This is a genomic window from Pseudomonas brassicacearum (assembly GCF_003732265.1).
Taxonomy (GTDB): Bacteria; Pseudomonadota; Gammaproteobacteria; order Pseudomonadales; family Pseudomonadaceae; genus Aquipseudomonas; species Aquipseudomonas brassicacearum_D.
Genome location: NZ_MOBK01000001.1, coordinates 596609 through 620097, shown reverse-complemented (window position 1 = coordinate 620097; position 23489 = coordinate 596609). Strand labels below are relative to the sequence as shown.

Annotated in this window: 22 protein-coding genes and 1 pseudogene; 11 read left to right on the top strand and 12 right to left on the bottom strand. The window is 59.7% G+C overall.

The genetic code is table 11. The features are described from left to right. Positions 1–12 precede the first annotated feature (12 nt). The 3 genes from BK660_RS02970 to BK660_RS02960 all read right to left on the bottom strand — a co-directional run bounded on the left by BK660_RS02970 (position 13) and on the right by BK660_RS02960 (position 2188). Positions 13–705: an RES family NAD+ phosphorylase gene (locus tag BK660_RS02970; RefSeq protein WP_123432004.1), complete on the bottom strand. Its 693-nt coding sequence runs from the start codon at positions 703–705 to the stop codon at positions 13–15. Beyond that, positions 699–1103 (bottom strand): antitoxin Xre-like helix-turn-helix domain-containing protein, encoded by a 405-nt coding sequence (locus tag BK660_RS02965; protein WP_123432003.1) that lies wholly within the window; start codon positions 1101–1103, stop codon positions 699–701. Before BK660_RS02965 ends, BK660_RS02970 begins: the two co-directional genes overlap by 7 nt. A gap of 77 nt (positions 1104–1180) precedes the next feature. Further along, positions 1181–2188, bottom strand: coding sequence for an AraC family transcriptional regulator (locus BK660_RS02960; protein ID WP_123432002.1), 1008 nt, complete (start codon positions 2186–2188; stop codon positions 1181–1183). Positions 2189–2310: 122 nt separating this feature from the next. Here BK660_RS02960 and BK660_RS02955 point away from each other — a divergent pair, with 122 nt between their 5' ends. Further along, positions 2311–2712, top strand: coding sequence for a carboxymuconolactone decarboxylase family protein (locus tag BK660_RS02955; protein ID WP_123432001.1), 402 nt, complete (start codon positions 2311–2313; stop codon positions 2710–2712). Positions 2713–2871: 159 nt separating this feature from the next. Here BK660_RS02955 and BK660_RS02950 read toward each other — a convergent pair whose 3' ends face one another. The 4 genes from BK660_RS02950 to BK660_RS02935 form a co-directional block, all read right to left on the bottom strand. Continuing rightward, positions 2872–4563 (bottom strand): AMP-binding protein, encoded by a 1692-nt coding sequence (locus BK660_RS02950; protein WP_123432000.1) that lies wholly within the window; start codon positions 4561–4563, stop codon positions 2872–2874. A 19-nt stretch (positions 4564–4582) separates the two neighbouring features. Further along, the gene (locus tag BK660_RS02945; protein ID WP_123431999.1) at positions 4583–4909 is read right to left on the bottom strand and encodes a Rieske (2Fe-2S) protein; all 327 of its coding nucleotides are present in this window, start codon (positions 4907–4909) and stop codon (positions 4583–4585) included. A 19-nt stretch (positions 4910–4928) separates the two neighbouring features. Next, on the bottom strand, positions 4929–6215 hold the full coding sequence (locus tag BK660_RS02940) for an MFS transporter (protein ID WP_404942929.1): 1287 nt from the start codon (positions 6213–6215) through the stop codon (positions 4929–4931). A gap of 103 nt (positions 6216–6318) precedes the next feature. Next, positions 6319–7374 carry a beta-keto acid cleavage family enzyme gene (locus tag BK660_RS02935; protein ID WP_123431998.1) on the bottom strand — a complete coding sequence of 352 codons (1056 nt, stop codon included), beginning with the start codon at positions 7372–7374 and terminating at the stop codon, positions 6319–6321. 245 nt (positions 7375–7619) lie between these two features. On the opposite strand from BK660_RS02935, the gene BK660_RS02930 reads away from it, so the two are divergent. The 7 genes from BK660_RS02930 (at position 7620) to BK660_RS02900 (ending at position 17423) form a co-directional block, all read left to right on the top strand. After that, a complete protein-coding gene (locus BK660_RS02930; protein WP_123431997.1) occupies positions 7620–8642 on the top strand; it encodes an AraC family transcriptional regulator in 1023 nt (340 codons plus the stop codon). Between the two features lie 79 nt (positions 8643–8721). Next, complete coding sequence (locus BK660_RS02925; RefSeq protein ID WP_123431996.1) at positions 8722–9546, top strand: SDR family NAD(P)-dependent oxidoreductase; 825 nt, start codon at positions 8722–8724, stop codon at positions 9544–9546. Between the two features lie 198 nt (positions 9547–9744). Then, positions 9745–11649 carry a DUF1302 domain-containing protein gene (locus BK660_RS02920; RefSeq protein ID WP_123431995.1) on the top strand — a complete coding sequence of 635 codons (1905 nt, stop codon included), beginning with the start codon at positions 9745–9747 and terminating at the stop codon, positions 11647–11649. 37 nt (positions 11650–11686) lie between these two features. Continuing rightward, positions 11687–13045 carry a DUF1329 domain-containing protein gene (locus BK660_RS02915; protein WP_123431994.1) on the top strand — a complete coding sequence of 453 codons (1359 nt, stop codon included), beginning with the start codon at positions 11687–11689 and terminating at the stop codon, positions 13043–13045. Between the two features lie 100 nt (positions 13046–13145). Continuing rightward, positions 13146–14213: a WD40/YVTN/BNR-like repeat-containing protein gene (locus BK660_RS02910; protein WP_123431993.1), complete on the top strand. Its 1068-nt coding sequence runs from the start codon at positions 13146–13148 to the stop codon at positions 14211–14213. Between the two features lie 28 nt (positions 14214–14241). Further along, complete coding sequence (locus BK660_RS02905; protein WP_123431992.1) at positions 14242–16728, top strand: efflux RND transporter permease subunit; 2487 nt, start codon at positions 14242–14244, stop codon at positions 16726–16728. Then, positions 16725–17423, top strand: a complete 699-nt coding sequence (locus BK660_RS02900; RefSeq protein ID WP_123431991.1) for an NAD(P)H-dependent oxidoreductase — start codon at positions 16725–16727, stop codon at positions 17421–17423. The genes BK660_RS02905 and BK660_RS02900 overlap by 4 nt, the downstream gene beginning before the upstream one ends. 28 nt (positions 17424–17451) lie before the next feature. Here BK660_RS02900 and arsH read toward each other — a convergent pair whose 3' ends face one another. The 3 genes from arsH to BK660_RS02885 are packed head-to-tail and all read right to left on the bottom strand — an operon-like array spanning position 17452 to position 19002. Continuing rightward, positions 17452–18147 (bottom strand): arsenical resistance protein ArsH, encoded by a 696-nt coding sequence (arsH, locus tag BK660_RS02895; protein ID WP_123431990.1) that lies wholly within the window; start codon positions 18145–18147, stop codon positions 17452–17454. 11 nt (positions 18148–18158) lie between these two features. Then, positions 18159–18629 (bottom strand): arsenate reductase ArsC, encoded by a 471-nt coding sequence (locus tag BK660_RS02890; protein WP_123431989.1) that lies wholly within the window; start codon positions 18627–18629, stop codon positions 18159–18161. Positions 18630–18654: 25 nt separating this feature from the next. Next, a complete protein-coding gene (locus BK660_RS02885; protein WP_123431988.1) occupies positions 18655–19002 on the bottom strand; it encodes a metalloregulator ArsR/SmtB family transcription factor in 348 nt (115 codons plus the stop codon). A gap of 268 nt (positions 19003–19270) precedes the next feature. Between BK660_RS02885 and BK660_RS02880 the strand changes: the two genes are divergently transcribed. The 3 genes from BK660_RS02880 (at position 19271) to BK660_RS02870 (ending at position 22150) form a co-directional block, all read left to right on the top strand. Beyond that, positions 19271–19930, top strand: coding sequence for a MarC family protein (locus BK660_RS02880; protein WP_123431987.1), 660 nt, complete (start codon positions 19271–19273; stop codon positions 19928–19930). Positions 19931–20074: 144 nt separating this feature from the next. Next, on the top strand, positions 20075–21406 hold the full coding sequence (locus tag BK660_RS02875) for an esterase/lipase family protein (RefSeq protein WP_123431986.1): 1332 nt from the start codon (positions 20075–20077) through the stop codon (positions 21404–21406). A gap of 123 nt (positions 21407–21529) precedes the next feature. After that, complete coding sequence (locus tag BK660_RS02870; RefSeq protein ID WP_123431985.1) at positions 21530–22150, top strand: tyrosine-type recombinase/integrase; 621 nt, start codon at positions 21530–21532, stop codon at positions 22148–22150. Between the two features lie 113 nt (positions 22151–22263). Here BK660_RS02870 and BK660_RS02865 read toward each other — a convergent pair. After that, a pseudogene (locus BK660_RS02865) lies at positions 22264–22404 on the bottom strand (DUF533 domain-containing protein); the annotation flags it as partial. Positions 22405–22506: 102 nt separating this feature from the next. Next, on the bottom strand, positions 22507–23385 hold the full coding sequence (locus tag BK660_RS02860; protein WP_185044944.1) for a BrxR family transcriptional regulator: 879 nt from the start codon (positions 23383–23385) through the stop codon (positions 22507–22509). Positions 23386–23489 lie beyond the last annotated feature (104 nt).

Sequence of the window (23489 nt, the reverse complement as noted above, 5' to 3'; positions counted from 1 at the left end):
TTTTAGACGCATTCACGCTTCACTGATCTTGCTGACACTGGTGATCTGCCCATTCCAGACCATCTCGTAATGAGCCGTTTGAACAATCGACGCAACCGGTCGCGGCGTCATCAGCGCCCAGCAGTCACTGCCTGGCAGACGCACCGAGTGGTAACGAATACCGGGACAACGCGTTTTTTTGATCAAGCTGCCGAGTTGGCGGGAATGCGTGTAGTCGTCGGGCGAATAGACAGGATCAGTCAGCGCAATGGACGTCGCGTCTTTCATCGCCACGTCGACAAAAGCACAGGACAGCCCACGGAACACAAAGCGCTCATAGTTCAGGTTACGGACATTCGACCAATACAGACTCTGGTGATGCCGCACTTCGGCGAGCGCCGTTTCCATGGTATCCGCCAGGTACAACACCCCAAAGCTGCCATCGCTGAACCGCGAACCTGCCGGGTTAACGTGGGTAAACGGCGCGATCGCGTAAGAGCAGCCAGGAATGCCGAAGGGGATCTGATCCCGGGCAATCAACTCAAGACGACCGACTTCGTTATGCAGCCGGGGATTGGTCAGTGCCTGTATCTGATACAGCACATCAAATTCGTCCGCGTCCGCCACGTCATCAAACAGCGCAATGGGCGGGTACTTGGAATTGACCAGTCGGTAGGCTTTCAACCGCTCACCGGCACACTCCGCCAGTTCGCTCACCTTCACCATTGCGCGCCCCGCAGCACATCGATGCGCCGAAAGGTTTCGTACAGCGAAATCATATCGCCCTGGGCCATGATCTCGAGCGGGGTACGCCCGTTGAAAAATTCGTTGTCGTTGGCCATCGACACAAACCCGTAGACGTTTTCCGGATTGTCGAAAATCAGGCGCAACGTCGCGTGGATGTTGAGGACAAAACTGATGCGCTGCATCTGATCAGCGTCCAGCGCCACCGCCCATGCCGGGTCTTGCTGCCGGGCGCGGGTGTAAGTGCTGCGGGAAATGCGCAGGATGCGACAGGCCTGCTCGCTGGACGCAGACCATTTTTCGAGAATGCCCACGGCTGCACGCAAGCCCGTGACGCATTGGCCTTTGGTGAATGCTGGTTCCTGAAGGGGGACTGCCATGTGCCAAGCCTCAATTGATCCGTAGACTCAAAACTATATAGATTGAATCTGCAGATCAATAGTGTATCGACCAGCGGCTATTGGATCTCCAAGGTCGGCATTGCTCTCCACGACGATGGGCTGCACTCAAACAGCCGACTGAACCAGCGTGAAAACGCGCTGAGCTCGGAAAACCCCAGCACACCGGCAATCTCGCTCAACGGATGATGGGGATTGGCCAGGTAACGTGTCGCCAGCTCCCGGCGAACCTGATCCAGCAGCGAAGAAAACGTCTCGCCCTCGCGCGTCAGTTGCCGATGCAATGTCCGTCGGTCACGACCCAAGTGGGCCGCCACCTGTTCCACCGAGCAACGCCCGGTCGGCAGCAGCATCCAGATCATCTGGTGCACCTGCTCCAGCAGGGCGGTGCGGGAGTTTTCGTGAATACTTTTCAGATATTGATGAACATGACGGGCCATTTCCGGATCGGCGCTGGGCAGGGCGCGGTCGAGATCGCTGGTGCGGCAGACGATGCCGTCCATCAAGCAGTTGAACTGTACCGACGTACCGAACACACGCTGATGGCGGCTATCGTCACGCGGATCGCAGTGACGGAAACACACCGCTGATGGGTGCCAATGGGCGCCGAGCAAAGCCTTGAGCATTCGGTGAGTCACCGCGACCGCCAGCTCCACCGACTGGCGCACAAACACATGGCTGACCGTCACCAGCTCAAGCCGCAACACCGCTACGCCGGCGTTTTCCTCGATGTCCAGGACCAAACCCTGATTGTGCAGATAGAGAAACTCCTGAAGCGCTTTCAACGCGGCACGCAGGGTCGGCTCGCGCCACAACAGCGCAAGGGGCCCGAGGTTGGAAGCTTTGCGGCTTTCTGCCAGGCGCAGGCCGAAATCCTCCACGCCGGCGGCCCGCGCTGAACTGTCCAGCAAGCGCGCCACGGCTTCGATGGAAATCTTCAGGTCCGGCTGCAGCAAGCAGCGCGGATCAAGACCGACCTGACGCAATTGCTGCATCGGCTCGACGTTCAACGAACGGGCGATTTCCGCGTAGTGAGTGAGGCTGGCACTTCGAACAAGACCTTTCATTGAGCATTTACCCATGCGTTTGGCGTGTCCCGATATGTCATCTTCGCGCCCCGTAGAGTCAATACAGGGGGCATCGGCACGCTTAGAGTTGAAAGCAACCACTCGACCCTGAGGAACTGCAAATGAATGAAGAACCGACTATCCCCGGCACCCCGACCTGCGATGGCATGCGTGAGGCCGGCCACTGGAATCCCGCCTGGGATTCGCTCGCCGCGCTGGACGCGCAGTGGATGGAAAAATTTCTCGGCATGGCCACCCACCCGCTACGCAAGGGGATTCTGGAGCCCAAGACCTTCGAGCTGATTGCCATCGCCGTCGATGTGTCCTGCACCCACCTGTACGCACCCGGTGTGCGCCGCCACATCCGTAAGGCACTCGAAGTGGGGGCCACCGTCGAGGAAATCCTGGCGGTGTTGCAGCTGACGTCGATCCTGGGCATCCACAGCATGGCGTTGGGCGCCCCGATACTGATCGAGGAAGCGCAGAAACTGGCCGCCGAGGGCCCGGTTCAGGGCACCTACTGAATTCTCCCGCCAAGGCGAAGGCCATAACGGCCTTCGCATCCCACGCTGAACAATCCCCGATCAGATGATTCACTCTAGGCCGATGGCTGCCTGAGAACTTCTCATTTGATGCCAGCCACCTTTCATTTGACGTCAATTTCGGACCCGAAGCAGCGATGCTTAACTGACCGGGGACGATTCAGTCGACGCGCCCGAGATCGCCAGGGCCCGCAAGTCTTTACGCAAGATCTTGCCCACCGTGGACTTGGGTAGCGCCGCGAGGAACTGCACCTGACGCGGTATCTTGTAGGCCACAAGGTGTGCGCGGCAGTGTTCGATCAGCATCGCTTCATCGAGTGCGGCATTGGCCGCCTTGACCACGTACAGGCACACGGATTCACCGCTGCGCTCATCCGGCAGACCGATCACCGCGCATTCGCTGACCCCGGCGCAGTTGGCGACAACAACTTCCACTTCGTTGGGGTACACGTTGAAGCCGGAGACGATGATCATGTCTTTCTTGCGGTCGACAATCTTGAGCAAACCATCGGCGGCAAAGTGGCCAATGTCGCCGGTGCGAAAGTAACCATCCGCCGTAAACGCATTGGCGTTGGCCAGCGGTTTTTGCCAGTAACCGGCCATGATCTGCGGCCCCTTGGCGCAAATTTCCCCGATTTCGCCGAGCGCGGCCGGTTGATCATCGTCCTTGAGCAACACGATGTCGGTTGAAGGCAACGGCAAGCCCACGGCCGCAGAGAACTGGCGGCGCCCCATGACGTTCAGGCACAGGATGGCCGAGGTCTCGGAGAGGCCATAGCCTTCGAGGATTTCCTGGCCGGTGATGTGCTTCCACTGCGTCGAAGTGGCCGGCAACACGGCGGCGCCACCGCCAATGGCCAGTCGCAGGCGCGAGAAATCCACGTCGCCAATGCGCGGATGACGGACCAGTGCGCCGTACAGGGTGTTGACCCCGGTCAGCAGCGTTGGCCGGGCGGCGATTAGCGTGTCGACCAGGTCATCGGTATTGCGCGCATCGGGGATCAGCCAATTCTCGGCCCCGACTGAAAAGCAGATCAGCAAATTGATCGTCAAGGCAAACACGTGGAACAACGGGAGTGCGGTGACCACCACGTTGTCGCCGTCGGCGTCGAACATGTCCGGGAGAAACGCCCGCGCCTGCAGGATGTTGGCGATCAGGTTGCGGTGCGACAGGGCGGCGCCTTTCGACGGGCCGGTGGTGCCGCCGGTGTACTGCAAGAAGAGCAAGTCATCACCCGTCAGCTCGACCGGTGTCAGGTCCAACGTGCTGCCCTCGTGCAAGGCATCGACGAAACGCGTGAGTGGCATCGACGACTGGATATCCATTTCGCCGCCCGCCACTGGCCCGGCCAGGGTGTCGCAGAGGTTGACCACGATGACTTTGCGGATGGTGGTGCCGACCAGAATCGCTTCCAGGGTCGGCAGCGCACTGGCGACGATCACGATGGTCTGGACCCCGGCGTCGTTGAGCTGGTGCAAGAGTTCCTGCGGGGTGTACGTCGGATTGACATTCACCTGGGCGGCGCCGGCGCGGAGGATGCCGAACATCGCCACGGGAAAGGCCGGAATATTGGGCAGCATGACCGCGATCCGGTCCCCGCGTTGCACACCGTGGTGCTGCAAGTAAGCGGCAAATGCCCGGGACTGCTGGTCGACATCGGCATAAGTGAGTGAGTGCTTGAAACAGCGGAATGCGGTGTGACTGGCATAGCGTTGCATGGCATCTTCAGCCATGGCCACGATCGAAGGACAGGCGTCGGGATTGATGTCGGCCGGGACGCGGGCGTCGTAACTCTGTTGCCAATGACGGGCGGGAGAGAATGATGGGGTCATGATCAACCTGCTTTTGAAGTTATTGTGGGTCGGTGATTGGGGTGGGCAGAGTGATTCGAATACAGCCCTCGACGACGTCGACGGGGTAGGCGCGCACGTTCATCCCGCCACCGCGCATGCAGCCATTGGCCAGATCGAAACGCAGCCCGTGGGCGGGGCATTGCACCCAACGCCCGTCGAGTTTGCCGAACAACAGCGAGGCGCCGTTGTGCGGGCAGCTATCGTCGATGGCGTAGATCTGGCCATCGACATTGAACAACGCGATATCGGAGCCGTTGGCCTGCACGCGAGCGCGTTTGCCAAGGCTCAGATCGACAGAGGCGGGCACCTCGATGGTGTGCTTCATGGCTGGGATCTCGTCTTTCTCAGGAGCATGGCTGAGCACAGACGCGCCCAAGATCGTTTTGATAATTACGCACCCCGACCATCAGCACCAACGCGGCGGCAACGCCGGCCAACGGCAACAATTGCAGGGCTGAGGCCAGGCCGATGCGATCGGCCAGCAAGCCGGTGACGAAGGGGCCAGGGGCCATGCCCAGCAAGTTGTTGGCAATCGCCAGGGTGGCCATTGCGGTGCTGTGAAGGGCTGGCGGCGTCAGGTCGGCGACCATGGTGCCGGAGGGGCCGACGATGCCACCGCCGACGAACATGGCCAGGCCGATCATGACCAGTTGCGCCATGCCCACCGGCAGCTGAAACGCCACGGTCAACAGCGCACTGCACAGCAGGCAATAACCCATGGTCAGGCGGATTTTGCGTGTTGGCGAACCGTTGCACAGCCGGTCGGCGATGGCACCGCACAAAGGCATGCCGACCGCGGTGCAGAGCATGAAAATCGCCGCGATGGCACCGGCGTTGGTGAGCGGCATGTCGTAGAAACGATTCAGGTAGCTGGGCAGCCAGGTCAGCAAGGCGCCGATGGTGAACAGTTGCAGGCCACTGCCGATGTAGACGCTCAATACCGAAGACGTCGAGAACAGGGTCTTGAGCGGAGGATAGGTTTTGGCCAGCCCCGCGGCCGTTTTCTGCCGAGGCGATTCGAGACGAGAAGGCCTGACGACCAGTGCATAAACCGCCGTCAATGCGATGCCATAAATGGCCATGCCAACGAAGGACGCACGCCAGCCGAAGTGCGTCGCGAGTACGCCGCCCAGGCCGATGCCCAGCACGGAACCGACCATGCTTCCGGCGAGGAACGCGCCGGTGATCGTCGACCGTTGCTGCGGTGGGAAAATGCTCAGCACCACGGCCAGGCCGACGCTGCCATAAGCCGCTTCGCCGACGCCAATGAAGAAGCGCGCGACGAACATTTCCGGGTAGTTGGAAGCGAAGCCACACATCAACGTGGCGAGGCTCCAGAGAGCGGCCATGAGGATGAGGCTGCGGATGCGCCCCCATCGATCGGCCACGACCGACAGCGGAAATGCCAGCACGCCGACAGCGACGGCCACCACGCCGGAGAGCGCACCCAGTTCGGAATCTGAAAGGCCCCATTCGGCCTTGAGCTGCGGGAACACGACGGTCAGTACCTGTCGGGACATGAAGTCTGACAGCAGCAGTCCGAAGGTCAGGGCGAACACTATCCAGGCGTAGGGCCGGGCGACACGTCGCCAGGTGTCATTGCGTATTTCCACGGGAGCATGCAAAGCCACGGTGATTTCCTCTGGTAACGGCCGCGTTCAATTCGCAGCTCTTGAAATGAGGTGTAGCGGGGGTTGCCGGGCGCACAGGTGCGTGCGCCCCGCGAGGACTGACTCAGCCGTACTGGGTGAAGCCTTTCTGGCCAGGCGTGCGGTTCGGCGCAAAGCCGTTTTCGGCCAGGGTTTCATCGGCGTCCTTGTAGAACGTGCCGATCTTGTAGATCTCGCGGGCTTCCTTGGCAGTGGCCACTTCGCGACCCATTTCCTTGGAGATGCGCACCAGTTGTTCGATCTGCTCGACCGTGCCCATCTTGCGATCACGGCTTTGCGTCCAGATGTTGTCCTCGGTGCCGCAGCGCACATGCAGGCCGAGGGCAATCGCCATCACGTTCAGTGGCAGCACATTGAGCACGGAAGATTCCAGTGTCAGCACGGAACCGTCCGGACAGGCGCGCACGAAATTCGCCAGGTTGTAGAGGTTAGGCGAGTCGGCGCCACCACCAATCGCGACCCAGGTCAGGATCAGCGGCACGTTGCAGACGCCGCGGCGCATCATGCGTTCGACGGTTTCGAAGGAGGGGATGTTGCCGATCTGGAACTGCGTCTGGATGCCGTTGGCCGACAGGCGCTTGATGTGTTCCTCGACCCATTCCGGACCTGCCGGAATCGTCATCTCGCGGTAGGCACGAAAGCCTTCGGGCGTGCCCATGCTGGTGCCGGCCAGGTCGGCCGGGAGCATCTGCTCGACCACGTTCATCTGGTTGCTGTTGATCGCGATGGTCACTTGATCAGGCTTGGGCGTGAGTTCGGCGAGCATGTGGCGGGTGTCGTCCGAGAGCCACTTGGCGACATCGCCGTCATCTTCCGGGGCGAAGGAAATCGAACCGCCAACCTGGATGATCATATCCGGTACGGCCTCGCGCACGCCGGCGATCAGTTCATTGAACATTGACAGGCGCTTGGAGCCTTTGCCGTCCAGTTCGCGCACATGCAAGTGCAGCACGGTGGCGCCGGCGTTGTAGCAGTCGACGGCGATCTGGACGTGCTCATCCATGGTTACCGGGATTTCTTCCGGGAAGTCCGCCGGAATCCATGAAGGTGCATACGGGGCGGCAGTGATGACCAGTTTTTGCTGATGTTCGGGGTACATGGATCCGTCGAGAAAATTCATGCATGTCTCCAGGCGTTGTTGTTTTTGTGAGTTCAAGGATGTTGATGACGCGTGTGTTCGTGGCTTTTACTTTGGGCTGGCAGGCCGTTGGAAACTTCTCATGTTGTGCCAAAAACCTTTCATTACGTGCCAGTGGTCGCGAACTACGAGGGACGCTGCAGACGTTGCGTGAGCTTTCAATCGGTGCCATATAATCGAGTGCCGGCCTCGCTGATTCAGCGGTCGACATCACTGGAGGAAGCGGGATGGGAGCGTTTGTAAGAGCGGCAACGCTCAAGCACTACATCGAGGTGGCGCAGGATCTTGGGCTCAATCCGGGCGAGATGCTGCGCAGCGTAGGCCTGACGCCAGCCATGCTCAGCGACCCGGAATTCATGCTGCCGGTCGATTCGGCGCTCACACTTCTGGAGCGTTCTGCGCAGCGTTCATCGTGCCAGGCGTTTGGCCTGCGCATGGCAGAAGCCCGGCGCATGTCGGACATCGGCGCCGTCAGTTTGCTGCTCAGTCACCAGCGCACGCTGCGCGATATGTTGCTCACCAGTATCGAGTACCGGCACCTGCTCAACCGGACGCTGGCCATGAACCTGGAGACGATGGGCAAGATGGTGGTGATCCGCGAGGAGATCATGGCGGAGGCGGGCGCGGCCAAGCGTCAAGGCACTGAATTGGCGGTCGGCATCCTGTTCCGTACGTGCAAATCGGTCATGGGTAGCCTCTGGAATCCGCTGAGTGTCCACTTCAGCCATGAGGCCCCGGAAAACCAAAAGGAACACGCGCGGTTCTTTCGGTGCCGGGTGGTGTTCGACGCCGAATTCGATGGCATCGTCTGCAGCAAGGAGGCCATCGATCAACTCAACCCGCAGGCCGACCCGGCGATGGTGGGTTATGCGCGTCAGTTCATGGACTCGATGGCGGGCGACAATGAACGTTCGGTGATTTTCGATGTGCGCAAGGCGATCTATTTGTTGATGCCGGTCGGGCGCGCGACGATCCATCAAGTGGCCTATGCGCAATCCGTCAGCGTGCGCACCCTGCAACGTGAACTCGATGAAGTCGGCCTGACCTTCTCCGCAGTGCTCAACGCCGTGCGTCGGGAGCTGGCGTTGCGTTACATGGAAAACCGCAACTACTCCCTGCAGCGCGTGGGCATGATGATCGGCTATACGGTGCCGACGTCTTTCACGCGCTGGTTCAGCGCCGAGTTCGGTTGCTCGCCCCGTGAGTGGCGAAGCCGCAGCAAGCAGGTCGGTAGCGCTACGTCCGCTTGATAGATCGATGTCCCGCCAAGTCAAGGCTCAAGAACAAGGCAGGGTGATACTGCGTTTTCCATAAGACGGAGTGATCCCTATGAAATTGAAGGGTCGAGTGGCCTTGATTACCGGTGGCGCAGGTGGTTTGGGTCAGGCTATTGCTTTGCGCCTGGCCAGCGAAGGCGCAAGCGTGGTTGTTTGCGACATCAACGAAGCGGCGCTTGAAACCACGCGTGCCATGATCGAAGCGCTGGGTGCGCAGTGCCTGGCGCTGCGCTGCGATGTCTCGTCGAGCGCGCAAGTGAACGCCATGTTCGGCGAGATCGACGCGCGTTTCGGTACGCTACACATCCTGGTCAACAATGCCGCCCTGGTGCCGGATAAGCCGAATGATGACGAACGACGCAAGCGTCATTACGCGCTGGTGACCCAGCCGGTGCCCCGTCAGTCGCTGGAGATCACTCGCAACATGGACGATGCGGAATGGAAGCGCTTCTGGGCGGTGAACGTCGACGGCGTGTTCTATTGCACCCGTGCAGCGTTGCAACGCATGGAGCCGCAGGGCTACGGCAAGATCATCAACGTCGCCAGCATTGCCGGTATTTCCTCCATGGGGGCGCACAGCCCGCACTATTCCGCAGCCAAAGGTGCGGTCATTGCCTTCACCCGTGCGGTGGCCTATGAGGTGGCGGGCGCCAATGTGCAGGTCAATGCCATCTGCCCGGGTGGCGTACAGACGCCGGCTTTCGATCGCTATCTCGCCCAGCAAACGCCAGAGCAAATCAGCGTGTTTAAGCAGGTCATGCCATTGGGACGTTTGGGCAAGGGCGAGGAATACGCCGCGCTGGTCTCTCACCTTGCGTCTGATGAGTGCTACCTGGTTGGCTCGATCATCAACGCCGGTGGCGGTACCTACATCTGAGGTTTTTCGGGACGCTTTGTCAGGCGTCCCGAAATGTCAAATCGATGCCCCCCAAAGTCAATCCGGATCAAAGCGCTGCCCTTAGAGTGAGTTCCGGGACTACCGCTTACCCATCCGTAGCATAAACCCCCATTACCCGTCGTTAGCCGCCATGTCTGACGTCAAGCCACAACAAAAACAATAAAGGTGTATCGCTCGATGAAGAGTCGCAACCTCCTGTCCGCACGACGCCAACTGCTTGCCACCGCTATCCTGGCCTCGAGCCTGCCGGCCGCCCACGCTGTCGAGCTGGACACTGGCAACGAAGACTGGGCCGTCCGTTTCGACAACACCGTCAAGTACAACTATGGCGTGCGCACTGAAAGTGCCGACAAGCGCATCTTGGGTTCGCCAAACAGTAACGACGGTGATTACAACTTCCGCAAGTCCGGCACCAACATCACCAACCGTGTCGACCTGCTGTCTGAACTGGATGTGGTCTACCAGAAAAACATGGGCTTTCGTGTCAGCACCGCCGCCTGGTACGACAAGGCGTATGAGAACACCGGCTCGAACTCCAACCCGTTCGTCAACGGCAACAGTGATTACTCGTCGATTTCCGGGTTTGGCGGGCGTCCGCCGGCACCGGCGATCTTCGGCAGTCCGCACCTGAGCAACTATGCCCAGCGTTACTACAGCGGCCCGTCCGGCGAAGTCCTCGATGCGTTCGTGTTCTACAACACCCAGGTGGGGGAGGAGTCCCAGCTCAATGTCAAGGCCGGCCAACACAACGTGTTCTGGGGCGAGACCATCCTCAACCCGGTGCACTCGATCAGCTATGGCCAGTCCGGCCTCGACCTCGCCAAACTGGCGGCGTCGCCCGGCACCGAAGCCAAGGAACTGTTCGTTCCGCGCAACCAGATTTCAACGACGTTCAACCTCAACCCCGAACTGACCTTCGGCGCGCAGTATTTCCTCGATTGGGACGGCGCGCGTTTGCCTGAAGCCGGTACCTATTACAGTGGGTCTGATGTGGTCGGCTTCGGCGCGCAGTCGTTCTTGCTGGGGCATACCGGCGGTGCAGGGCTGGCGGGGCCGAACGGCACACTGACCACCGTTCGCCGTGGCCATGACTACACCCCGGATGATCAGGGTGACTGGGGGCTGATGGTCAAATGGTCGCCCGAATGGCTGGACGGCACACTGGGCGCCTACTACCGCAAGACTTCGGACATTCTCCCGCAAGCGGTCCTCGACACCCGTGGCCTGACCAGTGTCGGCGGTGTCGCAGGGTTGCGTAGATCGATCGGCACTACCTCGTACGAGTTTGCCTATGGCGATGACATCGACATCTATGGTCTGAGTCTGTCCAAGGAAGTGGGTGGCGTCAGCGTCGGCAGCGACCTGAACATTCGCCACAACATGCCGCTCGCCAGCATTCCGGCGATCATCAGTGCCCCCGGCGCCGCGGGGTTGCAGGCCGGTCTTGGCTTGCTCCCGCCGCGCAGTCCAGGCACCGGCGTGATCACCGATGTGCCTCGCGACGGGGACAGCCTGGCGGCCACGGGCGATACGCTGCACTGGACCATCAACGGCCTGGTGTCGATTGCCGACACCCCGCTGTTCGATTCCGCCTCCCTGCTCGGCGAGCTGTACTACAGCAATCTGCTGAGCCTGGATAGCAAGAACAAGGCGCTCTACAAAGGTGAAAGCAGCTATCGCGGTATCGACAAACCGACCCGTGACAACTGGGGCATCGCCGTCAACTTCACGCCGACCTGGTACCAGGTATTCCCAGGCGTGGACCTGAGCGCGCCGCTGTCAGTCAACGTCGGCATCGACGGTGTGTCGCCGGTGGTAGCGGGCGGGGCGAAAGATGCCGGCAACTACGCCGTCGGCGTGAGCGCTGCCATCTACAACCAGTATTACGTCGACCTCAAATACGTCGACGCCTTCGGCAAAACCAGCGAATGCAACGATGGCGCCACCGACGGTTCAACCCCTAACGCCCTCGATGGCACGCAGCGTTACACCTGCTACGCGGGCAGCTATGCGTCGGCCTCCGGCTCCGGCGCTACCGAGGATCGGGGTGCGCTGTACCTGACCCTGAAAACCACCTTCTGATCCACCCTTTGCCACGTGCAAGCAGGAGAACAATAAGATGAAATTCGCCTATACCTTGATGGCCGCCTCCCTGGCCATGGCCCTCGCGGGCCCCTCACACGCCGCCGTCGATGCCGCCGAAGCGGCCAAGCTGGGCAATCAGTTGACCCAGATCGGCGCCGAGAAAGCCGGGAATGCCGACGGTTCGATTCCGGCGTATCAGGGTGGCCTGACCACCCCGCCCGCCAGCTTCAAGACCGGCGACAGAATGCGTCCGGATCCGTTTGCCAATGAAAAGCCGCTGCTGGTGATCGACGGCAAGAACGTCGACCAGTACAAGGGGCAACTGACCGCCGTCACCGCCGAATTGGCCAAGCGTTATCCGACGTTCAAAATCGAGGTTTACCCGACCCACCGCACGGCTTCCCTGCCTAAAGGCGTGCTGGATAACACGGTTAAAAATGCCACTGCGGCGCGTTCGACCGAAGGCGGCAACTCCATCGAAAACGCACTGCCAGGCATTCCATTTCCGATTCCGAAGACAGGCGCCGAGGCCATCTGGAACCACTTGCTGCGTTACCAGGGCGTGAACATCCAGAGCAAGTATGACAACTGGAACGTCGACTCTGCCGGTGTCGCCAGCCTGGCCACGACCGGCAACGCACAGATCAACTACGCCGCCTATGACGACCTGTCCAAACCGCTGGCGGCCGCCGACACCTACTACCAGATCAAGCTGGCCTACACCGGCCCGGCCCGGCGTGCCGGCGAAGCTGTGCTGCTGCGTGACGCGGTCAACCCGCTGGAACAACCGCGCCGTGGCTGGCAGTACCTGCCGGGGCAGCGCCGTGTGAAGCTGGCACCGAGCCTGGCCTACGACACGCCGAACCCTGGTACTGCCGGCGCCGCCACCTGGGACGATGCGTTCGTCTTCAACGGTGCGCTGGATCGCTACGACTGGAAGCTGATCGGCAAGCAGGAAGTGATCGTGCCGTACAACGCGTACCGCGTGACCTACCAGAACGATTTGAAGCCGATGATGACCCCGAATCACCTGGCGCCCGACTTTGTGCGCTGGGAGAAACACCGGGTGTGGGTGGTGGAAGCCACGCTGAAACCGGGTGCCCGTCATATCTACGCCAAGCGCCGTTTCTATCTGGATGAAGACAGCTGGATCGCTCTGGCGTCCGATCAATACGATGCCAACGGCCAACTCTACCGCGGCGTGTACACCTTCCTCAGCCAAAGCTATGACCAGCAAGTCCCGGATGCTACGCCTTATCTGAGCTATGACCTGGTTGGTGGCACCTACAGCGCCGTCGGCTTTCCAGGCCCTTACGGCGGCATCCGGTACAGCGAGGCGCTGAACAAGACCCAATGGTCGCCTGAATCACTGGCGGGTGCCGGTATCCGCTAACACCTTCTTCGCCGCTACTGCCGATGTGCATCGTGCAGTATTTTGCGCCGGCTTGTACTCGCGTACACACCGGCGCCTTTTTTTATCATGAGGGCGCAACATGGGCTCCCGTAAAAAGAAGATCACGCTACTGATGCTGCTGGCCGTGTTGCAGGGCAGTGCGCAGGCCGCGACCTACATTGACGTGCTCGACCTGCCGGCTCAATCGAGCGAGCTGGCCGTGCGCAGCCCCTTGTTGGGCATCGCCCATGCAGGCCAGCGTCTGGTCACCGTGGGGCAACGCGGGCACATTCTTTATTCTGATGATGGCGGGCAGAACTGGCAGCAGGCCGAAGTACCGGTCAGCTCCGACTTGACTGCCGTGTATTTTCCGACCGCCGCGCAGGGCTGGGCGGTGGGCAACGATGGCGTGATTTTGCACAGCAGCGATGCCGGCGCGACCTGGCGCAAGCAGCTCGATGGCCGCCAGATTGGCGAGTTGATGCTCAAGCATTACGCCGCCTTGGCGAATGCCGAGCCGGACAACGAACACTGGCCGCTGTGGGTCGCCGAAGGCCAGCGCCTGATGGAGCAGGGCGCGGACAAACCCTTGCTCGACGTCTGGTTCGCCGACGACAAAGTCGGTTTCGCGATCGGTGTGTTCAACCTGATCCTGCGCACCGTGGACGGCGGCCAGACCTGGGTTCCGTTTCAGGACTGCACCGAGAATCCGCAAGGTTTTCACCTGAACGCCATCGCCTCGACCGGCGACGCCTTGTACATCGCCGGCGAGCAAGGCCTTTTGCTCAAATGGGATGACGCCAGCGAGCGCTTCGCCGCCGTGCCGACGCCTTATCAGGGCAGCTTTTTCGGCGTGCTCGGCAAGCCCGGCGAAGTGCTGGTCTATGGTTTGCGCGGCAATGTGTTGCGCAGCACCGACGGTGGTCTCAACTGGACTCGGCTCGACAGCGGTCTGCAGGTCAGCATCACCGCTGCCACCCTGGACGCCGAGGGCCATTTCCGGCTGTTCACCCAGGCCGGGCACATGCTCATGAGCCGAGGAGACAATGCCCCGCTGCAATTGATGCCACAGTCTCAACAGACGCCGGTAGCCAGTGCAGCATTGGCCGCCGATGGCGCTCTGGTGCTGGTCGGTGGCCGTGGTGTGCGTACGCTGTCCGTCGAATAATTATAAGAATCAGAGTGAGTACCCAGACATGGGCAATTTGAAGCAAGACACCATGCCGGTGATCCGCGAACTGCTGGACTTCGACCGCCGCTCCGGCAACCTGCTGGAACGCCTGGTATTCAACTACCGCCCTGTATTCATGCTGCTGATGGCGCTCGCCACCGTGGTGCTGGGCTTCATGGCGGCGACCCGCCTGGAGCTGCGCCCCAGCTTCGAAAAAATGATTCCGCAGAGCCAGCCGTACATCCAGAATTTCCTGGAGAATCGCGCATCGCTGCGTGGTCTGGGCAACTCGGTGCGCGTGGTGGTGGAAAACACCCAGGGCGACATTTTCGACCCTGAATACCTCGACGTGCTCAAGCAGGTCAACGACCAACTGTTCCTCACCGAAGGCGTTGATCGGGCGTGGATGAAGTCGTTGTGGAGCCCGTCGGTGCGCTGGACCGAGGTCACCGAGGAAGGCTTCCAGGGTGGCTCGGTGATGCCGGACACCTACCAGGGCAAGCCTGAACAAATCGAACAACTGCGCCAGAACATATCCCGCGCCGGGATCGTCGGCAGCCTGGTCGCCAGCGACTTCAAGTCGAGCATGCTGATTGTGCCGCTGCTGGACAAAGCCTCGGCCACCGGCCAGAGCATCAACTATCACGAATTCTCGCAGATGCTCGAAGAGCAGCTGCGCGACAAGATTGAATACGCCGGTGACAGCGCGGCGCGCAAGTCCGGTGAAGAGGGCAAGGGTCACTACAAGGTTCGGGTGATCGGTTTCGCCAAATTGATGGGCGACCTGATCGATGGCCTGATTCAGGTGATGATGTTTTTCGGCCTGGCCGTGATCACTTCTCTGATCATTATTTACGCCTACACCCGCTGCGTGCGCAGCACCTTGCTGGTGGTCGGCTGCTCGCTGATTGCGGTGGTCTGGCAACTGGGCATCGTCGCCTGGCTGGGTTACGCCATCGACCCGTATTCGGTGCTGGTGCCGTTTTTGATCTTCGCCATCGGCGTGTCCCATGCCGCGCAGAAGATGAACGGCATCATGCAGGACATCGCCCGCGGCACCCACAAACTGATCGCTGCGCGCTACACCTTCCGCCGTCTGTTCATCGCCGGCGTCACCGCGTTGCTGGCCGACGCCGTGGGTTTTGCGGTGTTGATGCTGATCGACATTCCGGTGATCCAGGACCTGGCGATCACCGCCAGCATCGGTGTTGCGGTGCTGATTTTTACCTCGCTGCTGCTGATGCCGGTGGCGCTGTCGTACGTCGGCGTGGGCGCCAAGGCCGCCGAACGTGCTCTGAAAATCGACACCCGCGCGGAAAAGAACAAAGGCTTCGGCCGACTCTGGGATTTGCTCGACCGTTTCACCACCCGCAAGTGGGCCACCGGTGCAGTCGTGGTCGCGGTGTTGATGGGCGTCGGCGGCTTCATGGTCAGCCTGCACCTGAAAATCGGCGACCTCGAAAGCGGGGCCCCGGAGCTGCGGGCCGACTCGCGCTACAACCGCGACAACGCCTACATCACCCAGCATTACGCGCTGTCCAGCGACCTGTTCGCGGTGATGATCAAGACCGCGCCGGAAGGCTGCCTCAACTACAAGACCCTGGTATTGGCCGACCGTCTGGCCTGGGAACTGCAACAGAGTCCGGGTGTGCGGGCGACGACGTCGCTGGTCAACGCCGTGCGCCAGATCACCGCCGGCACCTACGAGGGCAACCCCAAGCTCAACAGCATCCAGCGTAACCAGGACGTGCTCAACTACGCGGCGCAACAAGCCTCGGTCAACTCGCCGGAGCTGTTCAACAACAACTGCTCGCTGATGCCGGTGATCGCGTTCCTCAAGGATCACAAGGCCGAAACCCTCGACGCCGTGGTCGCCATCGCCGATAAATTCGCCAAGGAAAACAGCACCGAGGATCGCCAGTTCCTGCTCGCTGCCGGTAGCGCCGGGATCGAAGCCGCGACCAACATCGTCGTGCGTGAGGCCAATCACACCATGCTGCTGTACGTGTACGCGGCGGTGACGTTGTTCTGCCTGATCACCTTCCGCAGCTGGCGGGCGACGCTGGTGGCGCTGCTGCCGCTGGTGCTGACCTCGATCCTCTGCGAAGCCTTAATGGTGGCGATGGGCATCGGTGTGAAAGTCGCGACCTTGCCGGTGATTGCGCTGGGCGTCGGCATCGGCGTCGACTACGCGTTGTACCTGCTCAGCGTCCAGCTGCACTTCCAGCGCCAGGGCCTGTCGCTGTCCCAGTCGTACCGCAACGCGGTGTCGTTCACCGGTCGCGTGGTCGGGCTGGTCGGCATCACCCTGGCCGCGGGCGTGGTGTGCTGGGTCTGGTCGCCGATCAAGTTCCAGGCCGACATGGGCATCCTGCTGACCTTCATGTTCCTGTGGAACATGCTCGGCGCGCTGATCCTGATTCCAGCCCTGTCGTATTTCCTGTTGAACGGCGCACGGATCAGTCGACGCGTCAGTGAACCCCGCTACTCGAAGATCAAGGAAACACCATGAAAGTATTCATCGTCCACGCCCATCCCGAGCCGAAATCCTTTACCGCGGCACTGCGCGACCAGGCGGTTGAGACCTTGCAGGCTCAAGGGCATGAAGTGCAGATCTCCGACCTGTACGCGATGCAGTGGAACCCGGTGGCTAGTGCCGAAGACTTCAGCGTCAGGGACAATCCCGAGTACCTGGTTTACGCGCTCGAACAGCGGTGCAACAGCAAGGAGCAGACACTCGCGGCCGATATCCAACACGAGTTGGACAAGCTGTTATGGGCGGATCTGCTGATCCTCAACTTTCCGATTTACTGGTTCTCGACACCGGCCATCCTCAAGGGCTGGATTGATCGGGTGCTGGTCTCCGGCATCTGCTACGGCGGCAAGCGTTTCTACGATCAAGGTGGCCTGAGCGGCAAAAAAGCGCTGGTCACCGTGACGTTGGGCGGGCGTGAGCATATGTTCGGCGAGGGCGCGATTCATGGTCCCCTTGAGGACATGTTGCGCCCACTGTTGCGCGGGACGTTGGCTTACGTCGGGTTGGAGGTGCTAACGCCTTTTGTCGGGTGGCACGTGCCGTATATCAGCGCTGAAGCCCGTCAGGCATTTCTGCTCAGCTATCGCCAGCGCCTGGAAACCATCGACGCCGATGAGCCCATCGAATACCCGCGGTTGAGTCAGTTCGATGATCGGCTTTATCCGCTCTAAGCCAATTCCGCGCGAGTACTCCGAGCGATCAAATCGACCGTTGATTCACCCGCTGCGACAGCTCTTGCGCCGATTCCTTGCGTTCCGAATAACGGTCAACCAGATCCGGACGATCCCGTAGCAGCAACGTGAACTTCACCAGCTCTTCCATGACGTCAACGACCCGGTCGTACAGCGCGGAGGGTTTCATGCGATTTCCTTCGTCAAACTCCAGAAAGGCTTTCGGCACGGAAGACTGGTTGGGGATCGTGAACATGCGCATCCAGCGCCCCAGCACGCGCAACTGGTTGACCACGTTAAACGATTGGGAGCCACCGCAAACCTGCATCACCGCGAGCGTCTTCCCCTGGGTCGGGCGAACGGCGCCCAATGCCAGCGGCACCCAGTCAATCTGCGCCTTGAACACGGCCGACATGGAACCGTGGCGCTCGGGTGAACACCAGACCTGTCCTTCGGACCATTGCATCAGCTCAAGCAGCTCCTGGACTTTAGGGTGATCGCCCGGCGCATCGTCCGGCAGCGGCAGACCCGAAGGATTGAAGATCCGCGTTTCTGCACCGAAGTGTTCGAGCAGGCGGGCGGCTTCTTCCACCAGCAGCCGACTGAACGACCGTGCGCGGGTCGACCCGTACAGCAACAGGATTCGCGGCTTGTGCTGGCCGTCGTGATCTTTGGCGATGGGCTCGATCAAAGACGCATCGAGATTAGGCAGAGGGTGGTTCATGGGGGCTCCGGTTATAGGGTGCTGATGCGGTCGAGTTCGCGCTTCAATGCATCGCGATCAAGTTCGGTGAAGGGCAGGGCGAGGAAGGCCCGGCAGCGCGTTTCGATGCGCGCCAGGGTCGAGTGAAAGGCGGCGGAGACGGCTGCCTCATCGCCCTTCACCTCGGACGGATCCTCCAGCCCCCAATGGGCTTTCAACGCCGGCCCGAAGTAGACCGGGCACGACTCTCCGGCGGCCTTGTCGCAGACGGTGATGACAATGTCCGGCGGGTTGGCCTCGAAGGCGTCATTGCCTTTGCTGCTTAACCCGTCGATGGCAATCCCGGCCTCTTGCAACGTGGTCAGGCTGCGCGGCAGCACTTGTCCTTTGGGAAAGCTGCCGGCGCTGACAGCCTCGAAACCCTCCGGCGCAAGATGATTGAACATCGCTTCGGACAGGATGCTGCGGCAACTATTGGCGGTACACATAAACAGGACGCGCATGGGGACTCCAGGGTGATGAACAGAATCAGCAGCAGGCAGTGGTGTTGAGCGGGCGGTCGCCCATTGCATCGAGTCGAGCGCTGTTTTCCTCAAGCCAGGCAGTGTTGGCCGCGAGCGTGGTCTCAAGAATGGCGCGCACCCAACCCGGCAAATCAGGATTGAGCCGGTAATAGACCCACTGACCCTGACGCCGATCGAGCAGCAGCCCACACGCACGGAGCTGAGCCAGATGGCGGGAGATTTTCGGTTGACTGTCGTCCAGGGCGCAGACCAATTCGCACACGCACAACTCACCCTCACGGGTGATGAGCAACGTGGCCCGCGCACGGGTTTCGTCGGAGAGGCATTTGAATACGGCGGCGGGGGTCAGCATGGACACGGCTCGATACATATGGTTATCCGAATATACGGTTATCCATATGTATTGAGCAAGCCTCGACGTTTATCAGGCAGGGAACAAAACCTGTGGGAGCGAGCTTGCTCGCGATGGCGGACTGTCAGGCAATACAAGTGTTGACTGTGCCGCCGTCATCGCGAGCAAGCTCGCTCCCACAAAAATTGCGGTGTTCAGCGCTCCTGACGGGCTCATTGCTCATCATCCGCTAAGGTGATGTAACGCGGTCTCTCCTCGAAGGTGCGCTATGAACACCTATGTCACGCTGTTTATCGGCATGTTTACCACGTTGCTGGCCATCATCAACCCACTGGAAGCGATTCCCGTGTTCCTTGGCATGTTGCAAGGCAAGGACGTCGCCGAGCTGCGCCGGGTAGCCCGCAGAGCCTGTTTCTTTGCGTTGTTGCTGATGTTCTTTTTCCTGATTTTCGGCAACCTGCTGCTGCGTTTGTTCGACGTCCCCCTGAGCATGATTCGAGTGGTCGGTGGGGTGATTCTGATGCGGATCGGTTTCGAGCTGTTCGCCCCCACCCCCAACAGCAGCCTGATTCCCACTGGGCACGACACCGACCAGGACGTGTCTTTCATCCCCCTGGCCATGCCCATCATGTTTGGCCCCGGTGCGATTGCCACCGTGATCGGCCTGACCAGCACCATCAAGGACGCCAGTCATGCGGTGCTGTCTTTCGCCGTCGTGGCGCTGGCCATCTGCGCCACCATGTTCACCACCTATTTGTCACTGGCTTACGCTCAAGTCATCCTCAAGACGATTGGCCCGCAAGGCATCGATGCTGCCACGCGCATTGTCGGGTTCTTTGTCTCTGCCATGGGGGTTGGTTTGATCTTTCATGGCACGGTGGAGTTTTTGCAATCGTACGGGGTGTTGCTGCATGGCGGGGTGGGGTAGGGCTGGATTGTTGTCTTCGCATTGAACGTTTGCTTTCGGCCAGGAGCCGCCGTTCGAGATATCCGTTTCTTACCCATTGACTCGATCCAGGATCGCCAGCCTAGCGTCGCTAGTGGGCTCGGCCGTCATTCAGGGGAATGATGCATGAAGCCGCCATTCGTATTTACGTTGATCCACGGCACTTTCAGTTCAGATGCCAAATGGATCCGACCCAACTCATTAATGTGGAAGTTCCTGGAGAGCAGATTTCCTGGCTGTCTAATAACTGCGCCGATATGGCCTGGTATCAACACACATGGGGGGCGGTTGAAGGCATCGGGTGACATTGCCCAAGTATTGCTGCGTCAACGTCAACAATATCCTGATGCCAAGCACTTCGTCATTGCGCACAGCCACGGTGGAACGATCGCCCTTCACGCATGTGGAGACGAACTGGTTCGAAAGTCTTTGAGTGGCGTCATCACACTCGGCACGCCCTTCATTCACTCCCGGCGACGAGACCTGCGAGTACCGGTCCGCGTGGGCGAAGAAATCGTCAAACTCGGTCGAAACCTTTCCCTAGCATGGCTGTGGACAAGTGCCTCTCTCCTGTTGGGAGTGGTGAGCATAGTGTACGGTGCAGACGGTGAAGTCGATGCAGTCGATGTTTTCTGTCTGCTCCTGTTTATTGGAATTTTTTTGTGGTCCATCAAGCTGCGCTTGAGAAGAAGCTTCCTACGCGCGGTGTTCGCTGCCACCTTGAAAAAAGCCCGGACCAAGCAGCATATTCTTTACGCTTCTATGCGCGAGCCCTACAGGTTTGTATCGGACCTAAGACTATTTGCCATTTCCGTCGATTTTGACGAAGCACGCATGTACCTGCGAATGTTGCGTGGCCTAGGTGGGCTCGCGCATCTCGCCCACGACGTCTTGTCTCACGCAATTCGGCCGGCTGTTTACATTTCATTCGTGCTCGGCTTCGCCGTTCTTCTGAAACGGTTGTATCTGTTCTATGAAAGAACTCCGGATATCGTTGAATTTCTGATTCGCTCAATCTACGGGATTGCGGAGTTCCAGTTTTGGGGGCTTTTATGGATGCTTGCGTTGTCTTTATTGCTTCATGGTCTGATGATCCTCTGGCCGCTTATCAGGCTTCACCAATACGGCTATGGAGAAATGTCTCTTTGGCTGAATTGGTTGCTGGATATTCATGACAGAAAATCACCCGGTTTCGGTCCAAAGTGGTCATTCTGGAGGGCGCCAAGCGAGGCGAAACCTGGAGAACGTCACAGCTTCTTCTACAACGATCTCGCCGTTCAGAAGAAGATCGCCGAGTGGATCGAATCGCCTGGGTTGTTCCCGGGAGCCGACGGGACTGAGCCAGTGCCGCGCAAGCGGCAGTCTGCGTCGATCGTCGTCCGCGTCTTATCCTGGATTTTGCTCATGGCCCTCGCTATTTGGCTTTGGCTGGACCCAAGTAAGATTTATCACATTTGAATGGGCGGCGAATTCTTCACCTTCTTACTTGAGAGACTGCTGGATGACCGGAAAGGGTCGATAGCGACCACAACGCACCGTGACTGATCCACCCTTGTCCTCCCTCAACCAGGAGGACAAGCCATGAACATTATTGCTAAATGCAGCCATCAGCCTTGGAATAAGGGAAAACTTTTCGGGCAGAAAGCCCCGCTCCGAGTCAGAGATATCTGGGCCATTCGCGTAAGACTTCAGCTTGCTGAGAAGACACGGGATCTGGCGCTCTTCAACTTGGCCATCGACAGCAAACTGCGTGCCTGTGACTTAACCAAGCTGCGAGTCCGCGACATCGCCCACGGGGAACATGTGTCGTCACGGGCCATCGTGATGCAGCAGAAAACTCAGCACCCAGTGCAATTTGAAATCACTGAGCAAACCCGAACGGTATTGGAAGCTTGGATGCATCGGGCGCGTCTCCGAAGCGAGGACTTTTTGTTTCCGAGCCGATTGCACGACTCAGACCATCTTTCCACCAGACAGTACACACGAATAGTCAAAGCGTGGGTGACCGCCATTGGCCTTGACCCAACCATGTACGGGACTCACACGCTACGACGAACCAAGGCATCGTTGATCTATCGCAGGACAAAGTACCTGAGAGCAGTTCAACTCTTGCTGGGACATACGAAGCTTGAAAGCACCGCCAGATACTTGGGCATCGAGGTCGATGATGCCTTGGAAATGGCAGAGCAGACGGAAGTCTGACCATCCACTGCGACGGTCTACGACAGACCGTCGCTATCCGACCCATAGCTGCCCTACATGGAAGGCAGCTCACAGGCAGCGCAGCCATCAAATGTGTGCAGGATTGTCGGGTCGATTTGCAGTGCGCCGGCCAGTTCGTCAATGTAGCCCGCGCTCTGCGTCCTGCTGGTCATCCACCAGCACACGCTGGCCAGGTACATTTCCGCGGCTATGGCCGAGTCCTGGGCGGACTGAGCCACCTCGGCAAGCGCCAGTGTGACTCGGGCCGTTGCGACCCACTTTTACCGGGTCTTTGCTAACGGGGTAGAACCCTTATGGCAGAACCTGCGACAGCATCAGCATTTTGCAGGAATGGATTAGAGGGTGTACCCGGGCGCAAGCACCAGGTTGGGGACTCCGTGTAATGCTTCCCGATTACGCAGCCAGAGCTGATACTCGCGCGCTGATCCAGAATGATCGTGCGAGCAGTCAACGCCCCACTGTCTGAGAGCGTAGCCAGCGACGGCAGCGCGAACCTTTACGAACATGACGCCATCTTTGTTGAAGGGGTAGTCGCATAGCACTGGCTCTTTGCGCACAAGCTCGGGGTGAGGGACCAGCTCAAGCACGACTCGGCGAGACCAGTGGTCATCTTCATCGGCACATTCGGCTTCGCGAGCCGGTCCAGCATCTTGTACCGATCCCACACGGGTTATCACAAAATCCCTGAATTCCGCGCTTTCCCGATCGTATGCCCTCGCGTGCCATCGCCGGCCATCGCTGTGCAGACCGAACGGCGCGATAACCCTGGTGCTGCATCGGGTGAGTGACTCGTATGTGATCTCGATTGCGCGCTGTTGCCTGATCGCGCGGCAGACAGCCGCCAGGATGCCAATTTTGGGTTGTGCTAAGGATTCGCTGACGGTGCATGGGATCCCCGTCGACCAGCGCAAATGCTCCTCATCTCCAAACCCCTGACTCAACCAAGTTGTGATGCGGGAAACCGAGTAGGTGAATATAGGGTTAAAGCCTTCGTTTGGGCGATACACCTTGTCTCGGTGGTCGAGAGAAAGGTTTTCAGGTGCCAGTTCGCGGTATAGCGACAGATCCCTGGTTGCTGCGGCCGTCTGGATGTCGAAGCGACTGACAACATCCCGCCGAGAAACCGCACCGCAGAACCATGCCTGTTGCTCAATGAACGCCAGTCTGTCCCGTTGCTTCTGTGGGATGTCTTCAATGGGGGATGGGTTGGACACTGTATATAACCTCAGCTTGCCACTGCCTGATGCGATCATATATCTTTTTAATTCGATGTCAGAATCAAAAAGATTCGATAGCCACTTTGCTTGTATCGACTATC

Coding starts and splice junctions, on each gene's coding strand:
- BK660_RS02910 (WP_123431993.1), top strand. CDS start 13,146: ATGGGCTCCCGTAAAAAGAAGATCACGCTACTGATGCTGCTGGCCGTG.
- BK660_RS02950 (WP_123432000.1), bottom strand. CDS start 4,563: ATGACCCCATCATTCTCTCCCGCCCGTCATTGGCAACAGAGTTACGAC.
- BK660_RS02900 (WP_123431991.1), top strand. CDS start 16,725: ATGAAAGTATTCATCGTCCACGCCCATCCCGAGCCGAAATCCTTTACC.
- BK660_RS02930 (WP_123431997.1), top strand. CDS start 7,620: ATGGGAGCGTTTGTAAGAGCGGCAACGCTCAAGCACTACATCGAGGTG.
- BK660_RS02960 (WP_123432002.1), bottom strand. CDS start 2,188: ATGAAAGGTCTTGTTCGAAGTGCCAGCCTCACTCACTACGCGGAAATC.
- BK660_RS02935 (WP_123431998.1), bottom strand. CDS start 7,374: ATGAATTTTCTCGACGGATCCATGTACCCCGAACATCAGCAAAAACTG.
- BK660_RS02905 (WP_123431992.1), top strand. CDS start 14,242: ATGGGCAATTTGAAGCAAGACACCATGCCGGTGATCCGCGAACTGCTG.
- BK660_RS02970 (WP_123432004.1), bottom strand. CDS start 705: ATGGTGAAGGTGAGCGAACTGGCGGAGTGTGCCGGTGAGCGGTTGAAA.
- BK660_RS02880 (WP_123431987.1), top strand. CDS start 19,271: ATGAACACCTATGTCACGCTGTTTATCGGCATGTTTACCACGTTGCTG.
- arsH (WP_123431990.1), bottom strand. CDS start 18,147: ATGAACCACCCTCTGCCTAATCTCGATGCGTCTTTGATCGAGCCCATC.
- BK660_RS02945 (WP_123431999.1), bottom strand. CDS start 4,909: ATGAAGCACACCATCGAGGTGCCCGCCTCTGTCGATCTGAGCCTTGGC.
- BK660_RS02925 (WP_123431996.1), top strand. CDS start 8,722: ATGAAATTGAAGGGTCGAGTGGCCTTGATTACCGGTGGCGCAGGTGGT.
- BK660_RS02965 (WP_123432003.1), bottom strand. CDS start 1,103: ATGGCAGTCCCCCTTCAGGAACCAGCATTCACCAAAGGCCAATGCGTC.
- BK660_RS02955 (WP_123432001.1), top strand. CDS start 2,311: ATGAATGAAGAACCGACTATCCCCGGCACCCCGACCTGCGATGGCATG.
- BK660_RS02920 (WP_123431995.1), top strand. CDS start 9,745: ATGAAGAGTCGCAACCTCCTGTCCGCACGACGCCAACTGCTTGCCACC.
- BK660_RS02875 (WP_123431986.1), top strand. CDS start 20,075: ATGAAGCCGCCATTCGTATTTACGTTGATCCACGGCACTTTCAGTTCA.
- BK660_RS02890 (WP_123431989.1), bottom strand. CDS start 18,629: ATGCGCGTCCTGTTTATGTGTACCGCCAATAGTTGCCGCAGCATCCTG.
- BK660_RS02915 (WP_123431994.1), top strand. CDS start 11,687: ATGAAATTCGCCTATACCTTGATGGCCGCCTCCCTGGCCATGGCCCTC.
- BK660_RS02885 (WP_123431988.1), bottom strand. CDS start 19,002: ATGCTGACCCCCGCCGCCGTATTCAAATGCCTCTCCGACGAAACCCGT.
- BK660_RS02870 (WP_123431985.1), top strand. CDS start 21,530: ATGAACATTATTGCTAAATGCAGCCATCAGCCTTGGAATAAGGGAAAA.